At 39.4% G+C, this 16,452-nt stretch carries 17 protein-coding genes and 1 other RNA gene; 17 read left to right on the forward strand and 1 reads right to left on the reverse strand.

All coding sequences use genetic code 11. The features are described 5' to 3' along the window. Positions 1–140 precede the first annotated feature (140 nt). Entirely contained in the window at positions 141–581 is a 441-nt protein-coding gene (locus tag LS74_RS04275; protein ID WP_034585792.1) for a MarR family winged helix-turn-helix transcriptional regulator, read from the reverse strand. A gap of 62 nt (positions 582–643) precedes the next feature. On the opposite strand from LS74_RS04275, the gene rnpB reads away from it, so the two are divergent. The 17 genes from rnpB (at position 644) to LS74_RS04360 (ending at position 16,409) form a co-directional block, all read left to right on the forward strand. Beyond that, an RNA gene (gene rnpB / locus LS74_RS04280) (RNase P RNA component class A) lies at positions 644–969 on the forward strand. A gap of 232 nt (positions 970–1,201) precedes the next feature. Further along, positions 1,202–1,765, forward strand: coding sequence for a flagellar FLiS export co-chaperone (locus tag LS74_RS04285; RefSeq protein WP_236096798.1), 564 nt, complete (start codon positions 1,202–1,204; stop codon positions 1,763–1,765). A 2-nt stretch (positions 1,766–1,767) separates the two neighbouring features. Next, positions 1,768–3,156, forward strand: a complete 1,389-nt coding sequence (gltX, locus tag LS74_RS04290) for a glutamate--tRNA ligase (RefSeq protein ID WP_034585799.1) — start codon at positions 1,768–1,770, stop codon at positions 3,154–3,156. 9 nt (positions 3,157–3,165) lie between these two features. After that, the gene (locus LS74_RS04295) at positions 3,166–3,465 is read left to right on the forward strand and encodes a YggT family protein (protein WP_034585802.1); all 300 of its coding nucleotides are present in this window, start codon (positions 3,166–3,168) and stop codon (positions 3,463–3,465) included. A gap of 8 nt (positions 3,466–3,473) precedes the next feature. After that, positions 3,474–5,102, forward strand: a complete 1,629-nt coding sequence (locus LS74_RS04300; RefSeq protein WP_034585805.1) for a lytic transglycosylase domain-containing protein — start codon at positions 3,474–3,476, stop codon at positions 5,100–5,102. A gap of 9 nt (positions 5,103–5,111) precedes the next feature. Next, positions 5,112–5,936, forward strand: a complete 825-nt coding sequence (galU, locus tag LS74_RS04305; protein ID WP_034585808.1) for a UTP--glucose-1-phosphate uridylyltransferase GalU — start codon at positions 5,112–5,114, stop codon at positions 5,934–5,936. Positions 5,937–5,946: 10 nt separating this feature from the next. Further along, positions 5,947–6,354, forward strand: a complete 408-nt coding sequence (locus LS74_RS04310) for a hypothetical protein (RefSeq protein WP_034585811.1) — start codon at positions 5,947–5,949, stop codon at positions 6,352–6,354. A gap of 21 nt (positions 6,355–6,375) precedes the next feature. After that, positions 6,376–7,641 (forward strand): UDP-N-acetylglucosamine 1-carboxyvinyltransferase, encoded by a 1,266-nt coding sequence (gene murA / locus LS74_RS04315; protein ID WP_034585814.1) that lies wholly within the window; start codon positions 6,376–6,378, stop codon positions 7,639–7,641. Positions 7,642–7,675: 34 nt separating this feature from the next. Next, the gene (locus LS74_RS04320; RefSeq protein WP_034585818.1) at positions 7,676–8,284 is read left to right on the forward strand and encodes a toxin-antitoxin system YwqK family antitoxin; all 609 of its coding nucleotides are present in this window, start codon (positions 7,676–7,678) and stop codon (positions 8,282–8,284) included. 11 nt (positions 8,285–8,295) lie between these two features. Continuing rightward, positions 8,296–9,141 (forward strand): hypothetical protein, encoded by an 846-nt coding sequence (locus LS74_RS04325; protein ID WP_034585822.1) that lies wholly within the window; start codon positions 8,296–8,298, stop codon positions 9,139–9,141. 64 nt (positions 9,142–9,205) lie between these two features. Then, positions 9,206–10,705, forward strand: coding sequence for a threonine synthase (thrC, locus tag LS74_RS04330; RefSeq protein ID WP_034585825.1), 1,500 nt, complete (start codon positions 9,206–9,208; stop codon positions 10,703–10,705). 67 nt (positions 10,706–10,772) lie between these two features. Further along, positions 10,773–11,267, forward strand: coding sequence for a 5-(carboxyamino)imidazole ribonucleotide mutase (gene purE / locus LS74_RS04335; RefSeq protein ID WP_034585828.1), 495 nt, complete (start codon positions 10,773–10,775; stop codon positions 11,265–11,267). Between the two features lie 9 nt (positions 11,268–11,276). Continuing rightward, positions 11,277–11,762: a DUF3972 domain-containing protein gene (locus LS74_RS04340; protein ID WP_002957097.1), complete on the forward strand. Its 486-nt coding sequence runs from the start codon at positions 11,277–11,279 to the stop codon at positions 11,760–11,762. Next, positions 11,759–12,721: a damage-control phosphatase ARMT1 family protein gene (locus LS74_RS04345; RefSeq protein WP_034585831.1), complete on the forward strand. Its 963-nt coding sequence runs from the start codon at positions 11,759–11,761 to the stop codon at positions 12,719–12,721. Before LS74_RS04340 ends, LS74_RS04345 begins: the two co-directional genes overlap by 4 nt. A 1-nt stretch (position 12,722) precedes the next feature. Next, positions 12,723–13,610: a glycine--tRNA ligase subunit alpha gene (glyQ, locus tag LS74_RS04350; protein WP_034585834.1), complete on the forward strand. Its 888-nt coding sequence runs from the start codon at positions 12,723–12,725 to the stop codon at positions 13,608–13,610. Beyond that, positions 13,610–15,715, forward strand: a complete 2,106-nt coding sequence (locus LS74_RS04355) for a M99 family carboxypeptidase catalytic domain-containing protein (protein ID WP_034585837.1) — start codon at positions 13,610–13,612, stop codon at positions 15,713–15,715. The genes glyQ and LS74_RS04355 overlap by 1 nt, the downstream gene beginning before the upstream one ends. Before the next feature lie 10 nt (positions 15,716–15,725). Further along, on the forward strand, positions 15,726–16,409 hold the full coding sequence (locus LS74_RS04360; protein ID WP_034585841.1) for a metallophosphoesterase: 684 nt from the start codon (positions 15,726–15,728) through the stop codon (positions 16,407–16,409). Positions 16,410–16,452: the final 43 nt, after the last annotated feature.

Here is a 16,452-nt window from a genome sequence, read left to right on the forward strand (position 1 = left end):
TTAAAGCGTCGTCGGGTGGGGGATACATAAGGGGGAGGGGTGACTTCGCGTGTAGCGAAGCAAACCCGTTTTACGCAAATTCAAACCCCTCCCCCTTATGAAAAAAGAAAAGATTTTAGTAATAACAAAGACACTTCGTTTTATTCTTTCAAACCCTCTTTAATCGCCAAACGCATATTTTCAAGCACATTTAGGCAGGTGTTAATCTCATCTTGTGAAAAACGCGAAAAAAGCAAAGATTCTAGTTTTTTGATTTTATCTTTAATAAGATTGAGTGCATTTTCACCATTTGGTGTAAGCATAAGTAGCATAGTGCGTTTATCACAAGAATCTTGTGTTTTTACAAACAAGCCCTTATTGACAAGGGAATTAGCCTCGCGTGAAATAGTCGCCTTATCCTTATGCAACTCCCTTGCGATATGGCTAATGTGAATCTTGGGATTTTCTGAGACCATAAAGAGAATGACACCTTGCTCAAAGCTAAGATTATGAGCCTTAAGCTCTTTAATGAAAAATTCCTGAAAACTCCTAGCCGTTCTACCGATGTGATGCCCGATGAGATATTGCGTATCATTCTGCAAAATTTAAGCCTTTTTAAAGTTAGATTGCGGGTATTGTAACAAATTTTGCTATAATTTGCACTTAGGCATAGTAGGTGGTTGCTTTTGTTTAACAAAAGAGGAAAGTCCGAGCTACAAAGACAGGATTCCATTTAACAAATGGCTAAGGCAACTTAAGGGAAAGTGCAACAGAAAACAACCGCTTTTGCAAAAAAGTAAGGGTGAAAAGGTGGGGTAAGAGCCTACCGATTTTGCAGCAATGCAAAATGTCAATGCAAACCCAATCCGTAGCAAGAAGAGTATGGTTATCGTCTTACACTTCAAACTCTTCGCTTGAGACATATTGTGAAATATGCCCTAGATAAATAGCCACCCACGACAGAACTCGGCTTATCGCTATGCCTAGTTTGACACATATTTAATGACTATACATTTTTTCAAGCTAGAATCCAAACTTCAAAAAAGTGAAACAAAACTTACAATGGCAATACCCGCCAAAGAAAATGCGGAAGTATTTTTGAACAATTTTTTGGGTTGTGTAGCTTTTTGTGTAAGAAGCTACCTAAAGCGGTAGTGCCGCAACACAAAAAGCAAACTCCCAAAAAAGTGGCAAAAAGACAACGCATTATATGGAACAAAATATGCTTGAACAATCAACAAGATTCCAAAGTGAAGAGGTCAATATGCAAAATATAATCGCCACAATGCAAAAGCACCAAAAGGACATAGAAAAGCAATTTAGCCAAGATTCTAATACGCAAAGCATACATAAATTTAGCGAGGATATGAAAGGGGCAAATGAGTTTATAGGAGCATTGCAAACGGCAAATGTGGCGTGTAGAAAGATTTTGAAACTAGCAAAAGATTTGGGTGCAAACAGCCTTTCACAAGATTCACAAGACTTGCAAGACATTATAGGAAACACCGCTTTTATGGGGGTCAAGCTCTTTAACACACAGCTTAGCACGACACTCAATGCGACTTCTTACACATTTTGTATTGATAATCCTATGCCACTGCTTCAAGCAGATTCAAATACACAAGCCCTTATCGCCTACATAGAGGAAAAATCACAGGAAATCACACAATTACTTCTAACCCTTAGCGATGCGTTAATAGAATCTAGCACACCTAGCACATCAAGCGAGAATTACAACTTTAATGAGTTTAATGCCAAGGCGTTTAGCCAAATGCTTAAAGGATAAAAATGCTGCGTTTTGCTCCATCTCCCACAGGTGATATGCATATAGGCAACCTGCGGGCTGCGATTTTTAACTACATTATTGCCAAACAAACTAACCAAAAGTTCCTTATCCGCATTGAAGATACAGACTTAGCAAGAAATATTGAAGGCAAGGATAAGGAGATTCTATCTCTTTTAAATCTTTTTGGCTTGTTGTGGGACAATCTAGTCTATCAAAGCCATAATTTTGACAAGCACCGCCAACTCGCACAATATCTCATAGAAAAAGATTTAGCCTTTTATTGCTACTGCTCTAAGGAGTTTTTAGAATCTAAGCGAGAAGAGGCAAAAGCACAAAAAAAGCCCTTTCGCTACGATATGCAGTGGGCGGAGCTTGAAAAGCATACAAATAAAAATCCTGTTATCCGCATTAAAGGGGCAAGTTCTACCATTAGCTTTGAAGATGCTATCAAAGGACATCTAAGCTTTGAACCCCACGAGATTGATAGCTTTGTGATTATTAAAGAAGATGGAATCCCAACTTATAACTTCGCGTGTGCGGTAGATGATATGCTTTATGATGTAAGCTTTGTGGTGCGTGGGGAAGATCATACAAGCAACACACCTCGTCAGATTCTAATCCATCGTGCTTTGGGTTATGAAAAAGTCTTAGGCTACGCACATTTGCCTATTATTTTGGGGGAAAGTGGCAGCAAGATGAGCAAACGAGATAGTGCTTCATCTGTGGCGTGGCTGCTTGAGCAGGGCTTTTTACCCCAAGCGATTATCAACTACCTCATCTCAATGGGGAATCATACGCCCCAAGAAGTGTTTAAACTGCAAGAAAGCTTTGCGTGGTTCGATATAAAAAATATCGCTAAATCGCCTGTGAAGTTTGATATTAAGCGATTAAGATTCTTAAATAGAGAGCATTTAAAAATGCTAAACGAGCAGGAATTTGCCCTGCTTGTTGATAGCAAAGATTCAAGTGTGGGGGCATTAGCAAAGCTACATTTGCAAGAGGCAAGCACACTTAATGAGATAAGAGAAAAGTTAGATAAGATTTTTGCTCCAAAGTGCATAGAGAGGGCTGAAAATGGAGAGAGTTACATAGAAGAATGTAAAATTTTATATGCGATTTTATGCGAGATGATAGAATCTAAGGACTTAAATTTACAGGATTATGAAAGCTTAAAAAATGCCCTAATGCAACGCTCAAACTTAAAGGGCAAAAAATTCTTTAAGCCTTTAAGGATTCTGCTCACCGGGCAAACGCACGGCTTAGAATTAAGCGAGATTTACCCCTATTTGCGATTTTTCTTAAAAGACATTGTGCGGTTAGATAGCAATGCCATTGCGGATTCAAATGCAGATTCAACACAAGCTATAAAAAACCAAGCCATAAAAAACTAGGAGGAGATGATGGTAGTAGGCACTCTCTTAAATGCGGTTGCTGTGATTTTGAGTATGCTTATAAATCTTTATGTGTGGGTGATTGTGATTGCCGCACTTGTAAGCTGGGTAAGACCTGATCCATACAACCCCATCGTGCAAGTGCTAAATCGCCTAACACAGCCCCTTTATGCTAGGCTACGCTCCATTATACCAACAGCGATAAATGGCATTGACTTTGCCCCACTTATTGTGGCGGTGCTACTTAAATTTATTGATTTATCTCTTGTGCAGATTTTATTAAACTACGCTAAAACTTTGCAAATTTAAGGATAAAAATGAGAAGTTTAATCTTACTGCTTTTAGCCCTTTGTATTGGCTTTGCCAAAACGGATATTACACTTGAATTTTTAGAATCTAAGCCAAAAGGCTTGGCAAGGGATTTTTACATCTGGCAATTTTTATCAAATGAGCATACTTCATTGCAAGATGCACTCAAAGCCTATGAGCTTATCCACCGCAAAACTTCAAAGCTTGATAGCCTTATGAGTGCTAAAGGAAAAGTCAGCGAACTCCCACGCAAACTTTATTGCCAACGCTTGAGCTTTGAAAGTCTAAAAAAGCAAGACAAAGATTGTATAAAATCAGGGCTAAATCTCGCTAATGTCCCCACAATGCCACAGAAAAACAAAGACTTTTTGCTCAAAACCTTTCAAAATGATCCTACATACAAAAAACGCATTGAGATTCTAAGCAAACCAAATATTCTAACAGGTATGCTAAATAGCGATGCGGCGACTTTTGCAGCCTTGTATTATGCACTAAGAGATAACCAACGCTTACAAATTATTAATCAAACCATTAAACCCCAAGCACTCAAAAAACTTGCTGATGAAAATAACAAATCTTTTAATAATATGCTACAAAAAATCATCGTTACGCACGATAACAGCTATGCAAAGTTTAAAAAATCGCTTATTGGTGCAAAAATTACAGGGGCAGATTCTTACACACTTTTTTTACTAGGGCTTAATGAGATTTTACACCAAAAGCCCAAAGCGGCATTAGAATATTTTAGACTTTCAAGTAAAAATGCCCCAACAGCTATGCAAAAAAATCGTGCTTTGTTTTGGGAATACTCCCTAAGCCACGATAACAAAGTCTTAAAGAATCTTGCTTCAAGCACAAATGTGGATCTCTACACCATTTATGCTAATCAAAAGTTAGGCGTAAAACCAAGCTACGAAGTAGTAACGGATTTGGGCAAACTCTCACCTAAAAAACCTGATTTTGACATTAAAGACCCATTCCAATGGCAACTTTTAAAAGATAATCTCTCGCAAGTTAAAAGCGATAAAGACTTAGAAGAGTTAAGCAAACATTTCACCTATGAAGATACAAGCGCACATCTAGCTTATGTTTTAAATCAGCTCAATAAATTTAAGATTCACTATTTTATCACGCCTTTTAGCGACAAGCTTAAGTGGAAAAGTGATCACGAAAAAGCCTTTACCTATGCTATTGCCAAGCAGGAAAGCACCCTTTTGCCTGCTCTTGTCTCAACTTCTTATGCGTTGGGTATGATGCAGATTATGCCTTTTAATGTGGAGCCTTTTGCCAAAAGCTTAAAACGCGACAATATCACGCTTGAAGATATGTTTAACCCCATAACCGCCCTAGAATTTGGGACATTCTATCTTAATGATTTGGGCAGGGAGTTTAAACACCCACTTTTTGTATCTTATGCTTATAATGGCGGTCCGGGCTTTTTACGTCGCACATTAAAAACAAAAAAATTCTTTTTGAAAAATCGCAACTACGAGCCGTGGCTCTCTATGGAGCTTATCCCCTATAAAGAATCCCGCGATTATGGCTTTAGAGTTTTAGCAAATTATATTGTTTATCAAGAGAGTTTTGGCAATACTATCAATCTTGAAGAATATCTCAAGCAAACACTCATCAACTAAGGAGATTCTATGATACATAAATGCTTATTTCCCGCCGCTGGGTATGGCACACGATTTTTACCCGCAACAAAAGCTATGCCAAAAGAAATGCTCCCTATTCTTACAAAGCCCCTTATTCAATATGGTGTAGAAGAAGCTTTGGAATCTGGTTGTTATGAGATAGGTATTGTTACAGGGCGGGGCAAACGCAGTATTGAAGATCATTTTGATATAAATTATGAGCTAGAACATCAAATCTCTGGCACAGATAAAGAAGAGCTACTCTCCAGCATTAGAAAACTCACAAGCTCTTGCACCTTTTCTTACACAAGACAAAATGAAATGAAAGGCTTAGGACACGCTATTTTGACAGGCGAAACACTCATTGGCAATGAAGCTTTTGCCGTAATCCTTGCTGATGACTTGTGTCATAATGCAAAAGGTGCGGGTGTGCTTAGCCAAATGGTAGCTTTATATAAAAAATATCGTTGCTCCATTGTGGCCATTGAAGAAGTGGATAAGAATGAAGTGGATAAATACGGCATTATCCAAGGCGAAGAGATAGAATCTGGCGTGTATCGTGTAAGCGATATGATAGAAAAACCAAGCGTTGATAAAGCCCCTAGCAATCTTGCCATTATTGGTCGCTATATTTTAACGCCTGATATTTTTGATATTCTGCGTGTTACAAAGCCGGGTAAAAAAGGGGAGATTCAAATCACTGATGCCCTTTTAGAGCAAGCCAAGCAAGGCAGAGTATTAGCCTATAAATTTCAAGGCAAACGCTATGACTGCGGAAGTATTGATGGCTATGTAAAAGCAACAATTGATTTTTATGAGCATTTTAAGCACTAGAAGCCATTAAATGTTTAATATTAGCTTTTATGTTGTTTGTTGGTTAGTGTTTTTTCTGCTATGCTTACCTGTTATCTTTGCTGGGCTTTTGGCTGTTGCACTTGAGAATGATAAGACAGAGATAAAAGAAAGTCGCCTAAATGCTCTTTCTCAAGAACTCAATGAGTTTGCAAATGACAAAGCTAAACTTAAGCCATTGCTTGATGAATTTTTACGCTCTTTTAAGACTTATCCAAAGAATGGCGAAGAGTATGGCTTGTGGATTGAGCTTATCTCTGCCTTTGCCGTAAATATGAATCTTATGGAGGTTGATGAAGTAGTAAATTTTCAAGATAGCCTTGAATCTGCCAACCCTGAAAGCAAAGCAAATATCAAAGAGGCGATTGGCAGAGCCTTACAAAAACGCGAAAGCAAATAAGCACAAACAAAAGGATAAGAAATGGATTTTTTACAAATACACAAAACTCCCAAGATTCAAGGAAGCATTAGCATTTCTGGTGCGAAAAACTCCGCCCTGCCCATACTTGCAGCCACACTTCTTAGTAAAAACGAAGTAGCAATCAGCAATCTGCCTGATGTAGCTGATGTCAAAACCCTAGCTAAACTTTTAGAACACCTAGGCGTGAATCTTGAGTGGCTTAATCCCAACACGCTCAAAGCTCAAGCCCAAAACATCGTGCATACTAAAGCCATTTATGATATTGTGAGAAAAATGCGTGCATCTATTCTTGTGCTTGGACCGCTTTTAGCACGATTTGGACATTGCGAGGTGAGTTTGCCCGGTGGCTGTGCTATCGGTGCGCGTCCTGTGGATTTGCATATCAAGGCTATGGAGAAAATGGGTGCAACAATTCAAATTAAGGGCGGATATATCATCGCTGAAGCCAAAGGCGGACTAAAAGGGGCTGATATTTTATTTGATAAAATCACCGTTACAGGCAGTGAAAATGTCATTATGGCAGCAGCCTTGGCTCAAGGCACAACGCGTATTATTAATGCTGCTAAAGAGCCTGAAGTCGTGCAACTATGCGAGATTCTAGCCCAAAGTGGCATTAAGATTACAGGGATTGGGACAAATGAGCTAGTTATTGAAGGTAATGGCGGAGAATTGCTTGATTTTAACCCTATTGAAGTTATCCCTGATAGAATTGAAGCTGGGACTTATCTATGTGCCGCGGCAATCACAAACTCTTCTATCACGCTTGAAAGGGTGCAAAATACCCACCTTGGAGCCATCACGGATAAACTAGAAGAAATTGGCTTTAGCTTTAATAAGCACGATACATCACTTACCATACTTCCAGCACAAAAGCTAAAGCCTTTTGAGATTATTACCACTGAATATCCCGGATTCCCAACTGATATGCAAGCGCAATTTATGGCTCTAGCGACACAATGTGAAGGCACAAGCGTGACTGAAGAGCGATTATTTGAAAATCGCTTTATGCACGTGAGTGAATTGCAACGCTTAGGAGCGGATATTTCACTCAAGGGCAATCACGCCACGATAAAGGGCATTAGCCCCCTTGTTGGAGCTGATGTAATGGCAACAGACTTAAGGGCAAGCTCTGCCCTCATCGTTGCTGCCCTTGTGAGTGAGGGGGTAACAAATATCCACAGAATCTACCACCTTGATAGAGGCTATGAACAAATTGAAAAAAAGCTTCTTAATCTAGGTGTCAATATCACACGCCTAAAAGGCTAGTTCTAGGTCTATGGGGAAAATCTAAGGGGGACAAGTGATAAAAAATGTGATAAAAAGAATCTTTTTAGCCTTAAGCGTAGTCTTTGCTTTCACAACACTTGCAGCACAGAGTGAAGCAAATGAGCTAGAATTAAGAATCTCCTACACAGGGAGCAAAGATTCACCTATCACCATAAAGACACAATACTGCAAAGGCACAACGCTCAAATGTGGCAAACAAATTAAAATCGCACCAAATGGCGTTGTGATTTTCCGTGCAAATTACATTAATGATAAATACAATGGGCTTGTCCGCTCATACTACTTAAATGGCAAACTTAAAGAATCACGAGAGTATATTGAAGGCAAGGAGACAAATACTCGCACACTTTATTATGAATCTGGCAAGATTGAAAGCTCACAAATGTATGTGGATAATAAACGCGAGGGTGAGGGCAAAAAATACTATGAATCTGGCAAAGTAAAAGAGCAGTTTTTTTATAAAAATGATATGCGTGAGGGCGTAAGGCAGGAATTTGACAAGTATGAAAAGCTCACTTTTGAGACAATGTATAAACAAGGCAGGAAGCAGTGGGTAAAACAATATGATACAAAAGGCAATGTCATTAATGAAACAAGCTGCCGCTGGAATCCGTGCTACTAAAAGGAGGGAAAATGACAAAGGGCAAAATAATAACAAAAGCTTGTAGCTTTCTTATCTTTTGCTATGTGTTAGGGTTTTTGACCGCCTGCCAACAAGAGCCAACACCGCAAGAAGCCACAATCTCAACCCCCGCAAAAACGCTCACTCAAAAACAAAACGAAAATGCAAAGTCTAAGCAAAAGCAGCCCACTCAAAAACCTACTCAAACTTCTGCTAAAAATGCCATCAAAGATTCTATCTCAAACCCTGCCCAAAACCCCACAAATGAGTCAAACACAAGCACTCCAAGCAGTCAAAAAGAGCAAGATTTTATGGCTTCCACAGAGCCTTTATCTCCACAAAAAAGCCAAACCCACAAAAAAGCCTACACACAAGAAATGCTTGAAAATATCACAGGAGAAGAAAAAAACGAGCAAATACAAGAAGATGGACGCACATATAACGCCCAAATCACTTACAAAAATGGCACAAAAATCAAGCACGGCAAAGAGATTCTATACTACCTTGATGGCGGTGTCGCACAGAGGGCATTTTATGTTGATGGCAAAAGAGAGGGGTTATTTCAAATGTTTAGCCAAAAAGGTGTGCTGATTTATGAAGCCCATTATCGTAATGGGCTACTTCACGGACCTTGCAGACTTTTTGATGTAACAAGTGGCAAGATTAAAAGTGAGATGAACTTTGCCTATGGTTTGCAAGAAGGGCAGATGAATATTTATGATATAAAAAGTGGCAAACTTTGGCATCAGCTCCACTACAAACAAGGCAAAAAAGAAGGCAGGGCAGTAGAGTTTGATGAATCTGGCAAGATTGTGCGTGAAGTGTTTTACAGCCAAGATATGGAAATAAAGCGTTAAAACAAAATATGCTAGAATGCAGAGATTGCTACAAAAATTATCACAATATATGAAGGATTTTATGATGAGTATGTTTATTTCCACACGAGATGATAATAAAGATTTAGGCGTTACTTTTCAACACGCAATGCTTAATCCAAATGCCCCACAAGGCGGACTTTATACATTTTCTAAACTTCCTTTGTTTAGTCAAGAAATGCTACAAAGTTTTCAAAATCTCTCATATAAACAATTATGCGAAAGGCTCTTTTTTTCTTTGAATCTCAATCTTAACCCAAATCTTTTGCAACAAGCCCTGCAAAGCTATGATAACTTTGATGATCCTACAAATCCCGCCCCACTCCACACTTTAAGCAAAAATCTCTTTATGCTCAATCTCCATTCTGGTCCCACACGAGCTTTTAAGGATATGGCGTTACAACCCTTTGGTGTTTTACTCTCTTCCTTTGCCAAAACAAATAAAACCCCTTTTATGATTCTAGCTGCTACAAGTGGTGATACCGGTCCTGCGACACTGCAAAGCTTTGCGAATAAAGAGTATATAAAAGTTGTATGTCTCTACCCAAGTGGCGGCACAAGCGATGTGCAAAGACTGCAAATGACAACACAAGAATCTAAAAATTGCAAGGTTATTGGCATTAAGGGGGATTTTGATGATGCCCAAAGTGCGTTAAAAAATCTCCTAGCCAACAAAGATTTTATCCACAAGCTTAACAATCTTGGAATCTCGCTCTCCGCCGCTAATTCTGTGAATATAGGACGCATTGTTTTTCAAATTGTGTATCATTTTTGGGCATATATGAGTGCGGTAAAAAATGGCAGTATCACCTTTGGAGAGAAGCTATCCATTGTCGTGCCTAGTGGGAATTTTGGCAATATTTTAGGGGCATTTTTTGCTAAAAAAATGGGCTTACCCATACACAAGCTTGTGGTTGCCTCTAATGTCAATAATATCTTAAGCGATTTTATAAATATGGGTGTATATGATATTTCTTTTCGTCATCTTATCAAGTCAAAATCTCCAGCAATGGATATTCTAAAAAGCTCAAATGTAGAGCGAATGCTGTATTTTTACTTTGGGGCTAAACGCACAAAGGAGCTAATGGAGAATCTTGCAACACAGGGTAAATATAGCCTTTTAGATTCTGAACTTGCTCTTGTGAGAGAAGATTTTAGTGCGATGAGTTGCGATGATACACAATGTCTGCAAAGTATCGCAGAATGCTTTAAAAATGGCTATGTGCTTGACCCACACACGGCTATTGGCTATTATGTAGCAAAGACATTGCAGGAAAAAGGCGTGATAAATAAAAGCATTATTTTAGCCACAGCGGAATGGAGTAAATTCGCCCCGAGTGTAAGTGCTGCTCTAACACAAGAGCAGATTCTAGAATCTTCCCAAAATATTTGTGATGAAGAAGCCATTAAAACAATCTGTGCCAAAGCTAACTGCACAATCTCAAAACAAATCACAGATCTTTTTAGCAAAGATGAAGTGCAAAAAGATGTGCTTGATGTGGCAGAGCTAGAATCTTGCATTATAGAGTGGCTAAAGACATTCTAAGGCACACAAGGAATTAATACAAATATGCTAGAATCCGCACATTTTAAAAGAGCCAAAAGGAGTGAAAATGGACTTTGTTAGCGTGATTATGGGGAGTAAGAGCGATTGGAATGTGATGAGTGAATGTATAGAAGTATTTAAAAAATTTGATGTGGCTTATGAAGTGATTATAAGCTCGGCTCATCGCTCACCGGAACGCACAAAAGAATATGTCAAAGACGCACAATCTCGTGGCGCACAAGTTTTTATCGGTGCAGCGGGAATGGCAGCCCATCTAGCCGGGGCGATTGCCTCTCAAACTTGTAAGCCTGTGATTGGTGTGCCTTTAAGCGGTGGGGCAATGGACGGACTTGATGCCTTGCTTTCAACGGTGCAAATGCCTAGCTCTATGCCTGTGGCAACGGTGAGTATTGGTAAAGCTGGGGCGATTAATGCGGCGTATTTAGCTATGCAGATTCTAAGTCTTAAAAATGATGAGCTAGCTGGGAAACTCATTGAAGATCGCGTGATGAAAGCCAAAAAGGTAGAGCTAGATTCAGCAGAGATTGAAGTGAGAATCTAAGGGGGATTTATGGAAAATACGACAACTTGGCTAGAACTCCACGAGTTTATTAAGCTCTCTGGGCTTGATGAAACAAAGATTATGGACTTAATCAATGAGGGGAGCATTAAAAGCAAGGAGGAGGAAAATAAGATTTTTGTTGATGCAACTTCTGGGACTTCCGCCCTTGTGAAAAAAGTAGAATCTGGGCTAGTCTCTGCGGATATGAATGGCAAGGAACTTGATCCCGTCTTTGTAGAAAAGACAATCTCCACTATCCTTGGACTGCACGATAAGGTTATTTCAGCAAAAGATGAAACCATCAGTGCCTTTAAAAATGAAAACTCGTTTTTAAAAGATGCCCTGATTTCTATGCAGGAAGTGTATGATGATGATAAAAAAACAATGGAGACTTTGCGTTTGGAATTAGAGCGTTCAAGGGAAGAGATTGAATTTATGAAACGCAAATATCGCTTGATGTGGGGCAAAGTCTCCAATATGACAGAGACAAAATGATAGCACAAGAGATGTGTTTTGACTGCTTACAAAGGCAGATTAAAAACTTTTCAAAAATGCTTCCAACGCATAATTTACAACCCTTGCAAGAATGCGTTGAAAAAAAACTTGCATCTCTTAAACAAAGCTATATCACACCAAATAAGCAAGATAATCTTCTCACACCCCCACAAATTGCTATTGATATTTATAAAGATTTATCCACCACGCTACAAAATGATGACCCATACGCACATATCAAACAAGAGAGCATACAAAAAGCCTTTCATATCTGCCAAGAGCTTATCTCACGCTACCCTGCCCCAAAGCTTGAGCCACAAATACATAATGAAAAAATAGTATGGAGTAAAGATTCTATCTTTACTCGGCTAGATTGGGCGGTTAGAATGGCGATTTTAGGAAATGTTATTGACTATGGCTCACAGCATAGCTTTAGCTTTGACAATGCAGATTTTGATTTTAAATCTTTGGACTTTGGGGCGTATGACTTAAAGCCTTTTATCTCAAAATTAGAATCTGCTAAAAGTCTTTTATATATTGCGGATAATGCGGGGGAAAATATCTTTGATGCTCTACTTATTGTCACGCTTAAAGCTATTTATCCACATCTTAGCATAAGCTATGCGGTGCGTGGCAGGGCGATTATCAATGATTTGACATTGCAGGATATGCTTCACCCATTAGCACAGCCTTTATTAGAATCTTGTGAAGTTTTAAGCTCAGGTGTGAGAAGTCCGGGCTTTGTGTATGCTGATGCGAATTCTCAAACCCAAAGCCTTTATGATTCTGCGGATATGATTCTAGCCAAAGGTATGGGGAATTTTGAATGTTTAGAATCTTATAAAGATGAGCGACTTTTCTTACTTTTTAAAATCAAATGCGATGTCGTGGCAAAGTTTTGCAACAAAGCCAAAGGCACGATGATGTTTTTACACAATACACATTATATAAAGGAGTGATATGCTTAGTTTTTCAGATATTTTATTACAATTGCAGGAGTTTTGGAAAAATCAAGGCTGCCTTATCGTGCAACCCTATGATATTCCCGCAGGAGCTGGGACATTCCACCCTGCTACTTTATTAAGAAGCCTAGATTCAAAGCCGTGGAGTGTAGCCTATGTCGCCCCATCTCGCCGCCCCACAGATGGACGCTATGGGGAAAATCCCAACCGCCTAGGGAGCTACTATCAATTTCAAGTGCTTATAAAGCCTAGCCCCGATAATATACAAGAGCTGTATTTACATAGTCTTGAATCTTTGGGACTAGATATAAAGGCTCACGATGTGCGTTTTGTAGAAGATAATTGGGAATCCCCAACACTTGGAGCGTGGGGGCTAGGCTGGGAAGTATGGCTAGATGGTATGGAAGTAACGCAATTTACATATTTTCAGCAAGTGGGCGGTATCCCCTGTCGCCCTGTGGCAGTGGAGATTACCTATGGTGTGGAAAGACTAGCAATGTATATTCAAGGCAAGGAAAATATTTTTGACATTGTGTGGAATACTAATCCGCCAATGCTCTATGCCGATGTGCATTTGCAAGGGGAATATGAGTTTTCAAAATATCACTTTGAAGTGGCAGATACGCAAATGCTTTTTAGCATTTTTAATCAATACGCTAATGAAGTCAAAAACTGCTTGGAGCAGAAAATCCCCCTTGTAGCCTATGACTACACAATGCTTGCAAGCCATTGCTTTAATGTCCTTGATGCAAGAAAAGCCATCTCGGTAGCTCAAAGGCAAAACTACATTTTGCAAATTAGAGAACTCACTAAATCCTGTGCCTTGCTGTATAAAGAAATGGAGAGTGAAAGGGAGCATAGAATCACAAAGGCAAAAGGGCAGTAATGCGTTTTATCCTTGCTTTTTTTCTTACTTTCAATGCCCTTACACATCTGCTTTATGCGGAAAATCTCGTGCGGGATTTTGAGCTTTATAAATTAAATGAAGGCGATAAAAATGCACCGACCTTATTGCTTATGGGTGGGATTCACGGCGATGAGCCCGGGGCGTATTATTCCACAGATTTATTTTTGCGACATTATAAGATAACAAAGGGGAGTGTGTGGGTTGTGCCTGTGGTGAATCCGCACGGAATGTTTGCCAATATGCGTGGCGTATATGGCGATATGAATCGCAAGTTTGCCGCTTTGAGCCAAAATGACCCAGATTATGAGAGTATCCAAAACATCAAAAAGCTCCTTGCCAACCCGGAAATTGACATCTCTATGCACTTGCACGATGGGAGTGGGTATTGGCGTCCTACTTATCAAAGCAATCTTTTGAATCCACATAAATGGGGCAACTGCTCGGTTGTGGATCAAATACGCATTGATGGAAAATATGGAGAATTAGAATCTTTTGTGGCTCAAATGGTGGCTGATATTAATCTGCGGATTTTAAATCCCATTCATCGCTTCCACGTGCATAATACCCAAACAAAAGCCAAAAATGATGTTGAGCAACTCAAAGCTCTCACTTTCTTTTCACTCTCTTTAAATAAACCCGCCCTTACAAATGAGACAAGCAAAGAGCTTGATGTGCCAACGCGTGTGTTTTATCATCTTTTAGCTATTGAATCTTTACTAGGGCAGTTAGGCATTACTTTTGAGCGGGATTTTGAGCTGAATGTCGCTACGATTAAAACACTGCTTAACACAGAATCTTTATACGCAAAGATTGAAGATTCTATCTTTTTGCCCCTAGATTCTTTGCGTCCTTCACTGACCTATTTTCCCCTGCCAAAGCAGGGCAACCTAAAACAGCTAAAGATTGAAAGCCAAAGTCATCTGCTCGGTATAGTGCCAAACAAAAATGGCAAGCTCAATTTACACTATGGCTCACGCAAACTTAGCACACTTTCTCCGCAATGGTATGAGTTTGAGCATTCGCTTCAAAATGTCAAAATCAAGGTTGATGGAGAGCTACAATCCGTGCCGATAGGCTCAATAGTCTATGCTAAGCAAAGTGTTGAGTTTGAGCCTTTAGCCAATCATAGAGTAAATGTTATCGGCTATGTCTTGCCTAATGATAATAATCCCCTGCCTAATGAAAGCGGTGTAACAATCTACAAAAAAGACTTTAAACCCCAATATAGCCTTGATACCAATGCTTCACATTTTCGTGCGGAGTTTTACCGCAATAATGCCTTTAGCGGTATGATTATCATCTCTTTTGCCAAGCCTAGAGAGAAAAGAGTTTCAACCTTTCAGCAAGTGCTTTATACTCCAGCAGTGCATTCCAAAACTGCTAAAGCCACGCAAACAGCAAAAATTGCAGATTCAAAACAAACCCAAGCAAAGACAACGGATTCAAAAACAACAGATTCACAAGCGACTTTAAAACCTAAGCCAAAACCCACAGAATCTGAATCTACAAACACAGCCCCCACAATACTTGCTGTCAAATCAAATCTCGGGCTAAATTTAAGAACAAAGCCTAGCACAAATTCTGCCATCATCGCCAAATTGCCAAAATATACACAGGTAAAAGTTTTGCAGCAAGTAGGCAAATGGAGCAAAGTTTCAGTAGATTCTATTCCACAAACAAAGCCCACGCAAACATTACAGGGCTATGTGATAAGCCAAGCTCTAAGCAACACGCTTTTGCCCCCACAAGAGCAAAGCCAAGCCCAAAACATAGAATCTACACCACAAAAAGCCCCAAAAACGCCACAAAATAAAGAGCAAGATTCCACGCCAAATCTGCCACAAAAAAAGACAGAATCTTATGCAAAAGTTATCGTCAATACCGCTATGATAAGGGCAAAGCCCAGCACAGATTCTATCATCATCGCTAAAGCACCAAAGGGACGAAAAATGCAGATTCTATCCTTTGAAAAGGATAAGGATAATACACAATGGGCGAAAATTTATTACATCTTTGAATCTCAAAGTGGCAGAAGAGAGATACAAGGCTATGTAGCAAAGCGACTTTTAGAGCCAATCCCGTAAGGATAAGGGTATGGATTTTATCATTAATGAAAATACTTTTCTTATCTCCGATAGCCACTTTGGACATAAAGCAGTGTTGCAAAGAGAGCCTTCACGCCTAAAAAGTGCTAGGGCAAATGGCTATGATGATTTTTATGCGTTTCATAGGGATTTATGGAATAAGGCGGTGGGGAAAAAGGATAGAATCTTACATTTGGGGGATTTGTGTTATCCGGGTGGGTTTCACTACTTAAAAGAACTGCTGGGTAAAAAACAGCTCCTTGTCGGCAATAATGACGTTACGCGTTTTACCAAGCTTAAAACACTTAAAAGTTGGCAGGTGCAAAGGGGCTTAAATTTGCAGATTCCAAATGCTAAGGCAATACGCAAAAAACTCTATGAAAAATACGGCAAGATGATGATAAAAGATGATGTATATCTCAATGCCATTATTGCTGATTGTGGTGGAGAGCGGATTATGTTTTCGCATTTTCCGGTATTTCACCGCAAGGCACACGATAGGTTTGCTAAGAGTAGAGAAAGCCTAGATACGCTTTTTGCCCTAGCAGATTGTAGCTTAAATATCCACGGACATATCCATTCACGCGATACCAATTATTCCTTTTGCTTTAATGTGAGCTGTGAGCGTTTGGGCTTTGAGCCAAAGACTTTAGGCGAGATTCTAAGATTATGGCGGGAAAAAAATAGAATCTAATGGCGGAATAGAATGAAAAAAGTAGGGCTTAAAGGCAAAACTC

The sequence above is a fragment of the Helicobacter magdeburgensis genome (assembly GCF_000765825.2).
Lineage (GTDB): Bacteria > Campylobacterota > Campylobacteria > Campylobacterales > Helicobacteraceae > Helicobacter_C > Helicobacter_C magdeburgensis.

Bases quoted from the DNA above. Each gene is read 5' to 3' on its own strand.
- LS74_RS04285 (WP_236096798.1), top strand. From the start codon at position 1,202: ATGCTTGAACAATCAACAAGATTCCAAAGTGAAGAGGTCAATATGCAA.
- gltX (WP_034585799.1), top strand. From the start codon at position 1,768: ATGCTGCGTTTTGCTCCATCTCCCACAGGTGATATGCATATAGGCAAC.
- LS74_RS04295 (WP_034585802.1), top strand. From the start codon at position 3,166: ATGGTAGTAGGCACTCTCTTAAATGCGGTTGCTGTGATTTTGAGTATG.
- LS74_RS04300 (WP_034585805.1), top strand. From the start codon at position 3,474: ATGAGAAGTTTAATCTTACTGCTTTTAGCCCTTTGTATTGGCTTTGCC.
- galU (WP_034585808.1), top strand. From the start codon at position 5,112: ATGATACATAAATGCTTATTTCCCGCCGCTGGGTATGGCACACGATTT.
- LS74_RS04310 (WP_034585811.1), top strand. From the start codon at position 5,947: ATGTTTAATATTAGCTTTTATGTTGTTTGTTGGTTAGTGTTTTTTCTG.
- murA (WP_034585814.1), top strand. From the start codon at position 6,376: ATGGATTTTTTACAAATACACAAAACTCCCAAGATTCAAGGAAGCATT.
- LS74_RS04325 (WP_034585822.1), top strand. From the start codon at position 8,296: ATGACAAAGGGCAAAATAATAACAAAAGCTTGTAGCTTTCTTATCTTT.
- thrC (WP_034585825.1), top strand. From the start codon at position 9,206: ATGAGTATGTTTATTTCCACACGAGATGATAATAAAGATTTAGGCGTT.
- purE (WP_034585828.1), top strand. From the start codon at position 10,773: ATGGACTTTGTTAGCGTGATTATGGGGAGTAAGAGCGATTGGAATGTG.
- LS74_RS04340 (WP_002957097.1), top strand. From the start codon at position 11,277: ATGGAAAATACGACAACTTGGCTAGAACTCCACGAGTTTATTAAGCTC.
- LS74_RS04345 (WP_034585831.1), top strand. From the start codon at position 11,759: ATGATAGCACAAGAGATGTGTTTTGACTGCTTACAAAGGCAGATTAAA.
- glyQ (WP_034585834.1), top strand. From the start codon at position 12,723: ATGCTTAGTTTTTCAGATATTTTATTACAATTGCAGGAGTTTTGGAAA.
- LS74_RS04355 (WP_034585837.1), top strand. From the start codon at position 13,610: ATGCGTTTTATCCTTGCTTTTTTTCTTACTTTCAATGCCCTTACACAT.
- LS74_RS04360 (WP_034585841.1), top strand. From the start codon at position 15,726: ATGGATTTTATCATTAATGAAAATACTTTTCTTATCTCCGATAGCCAC.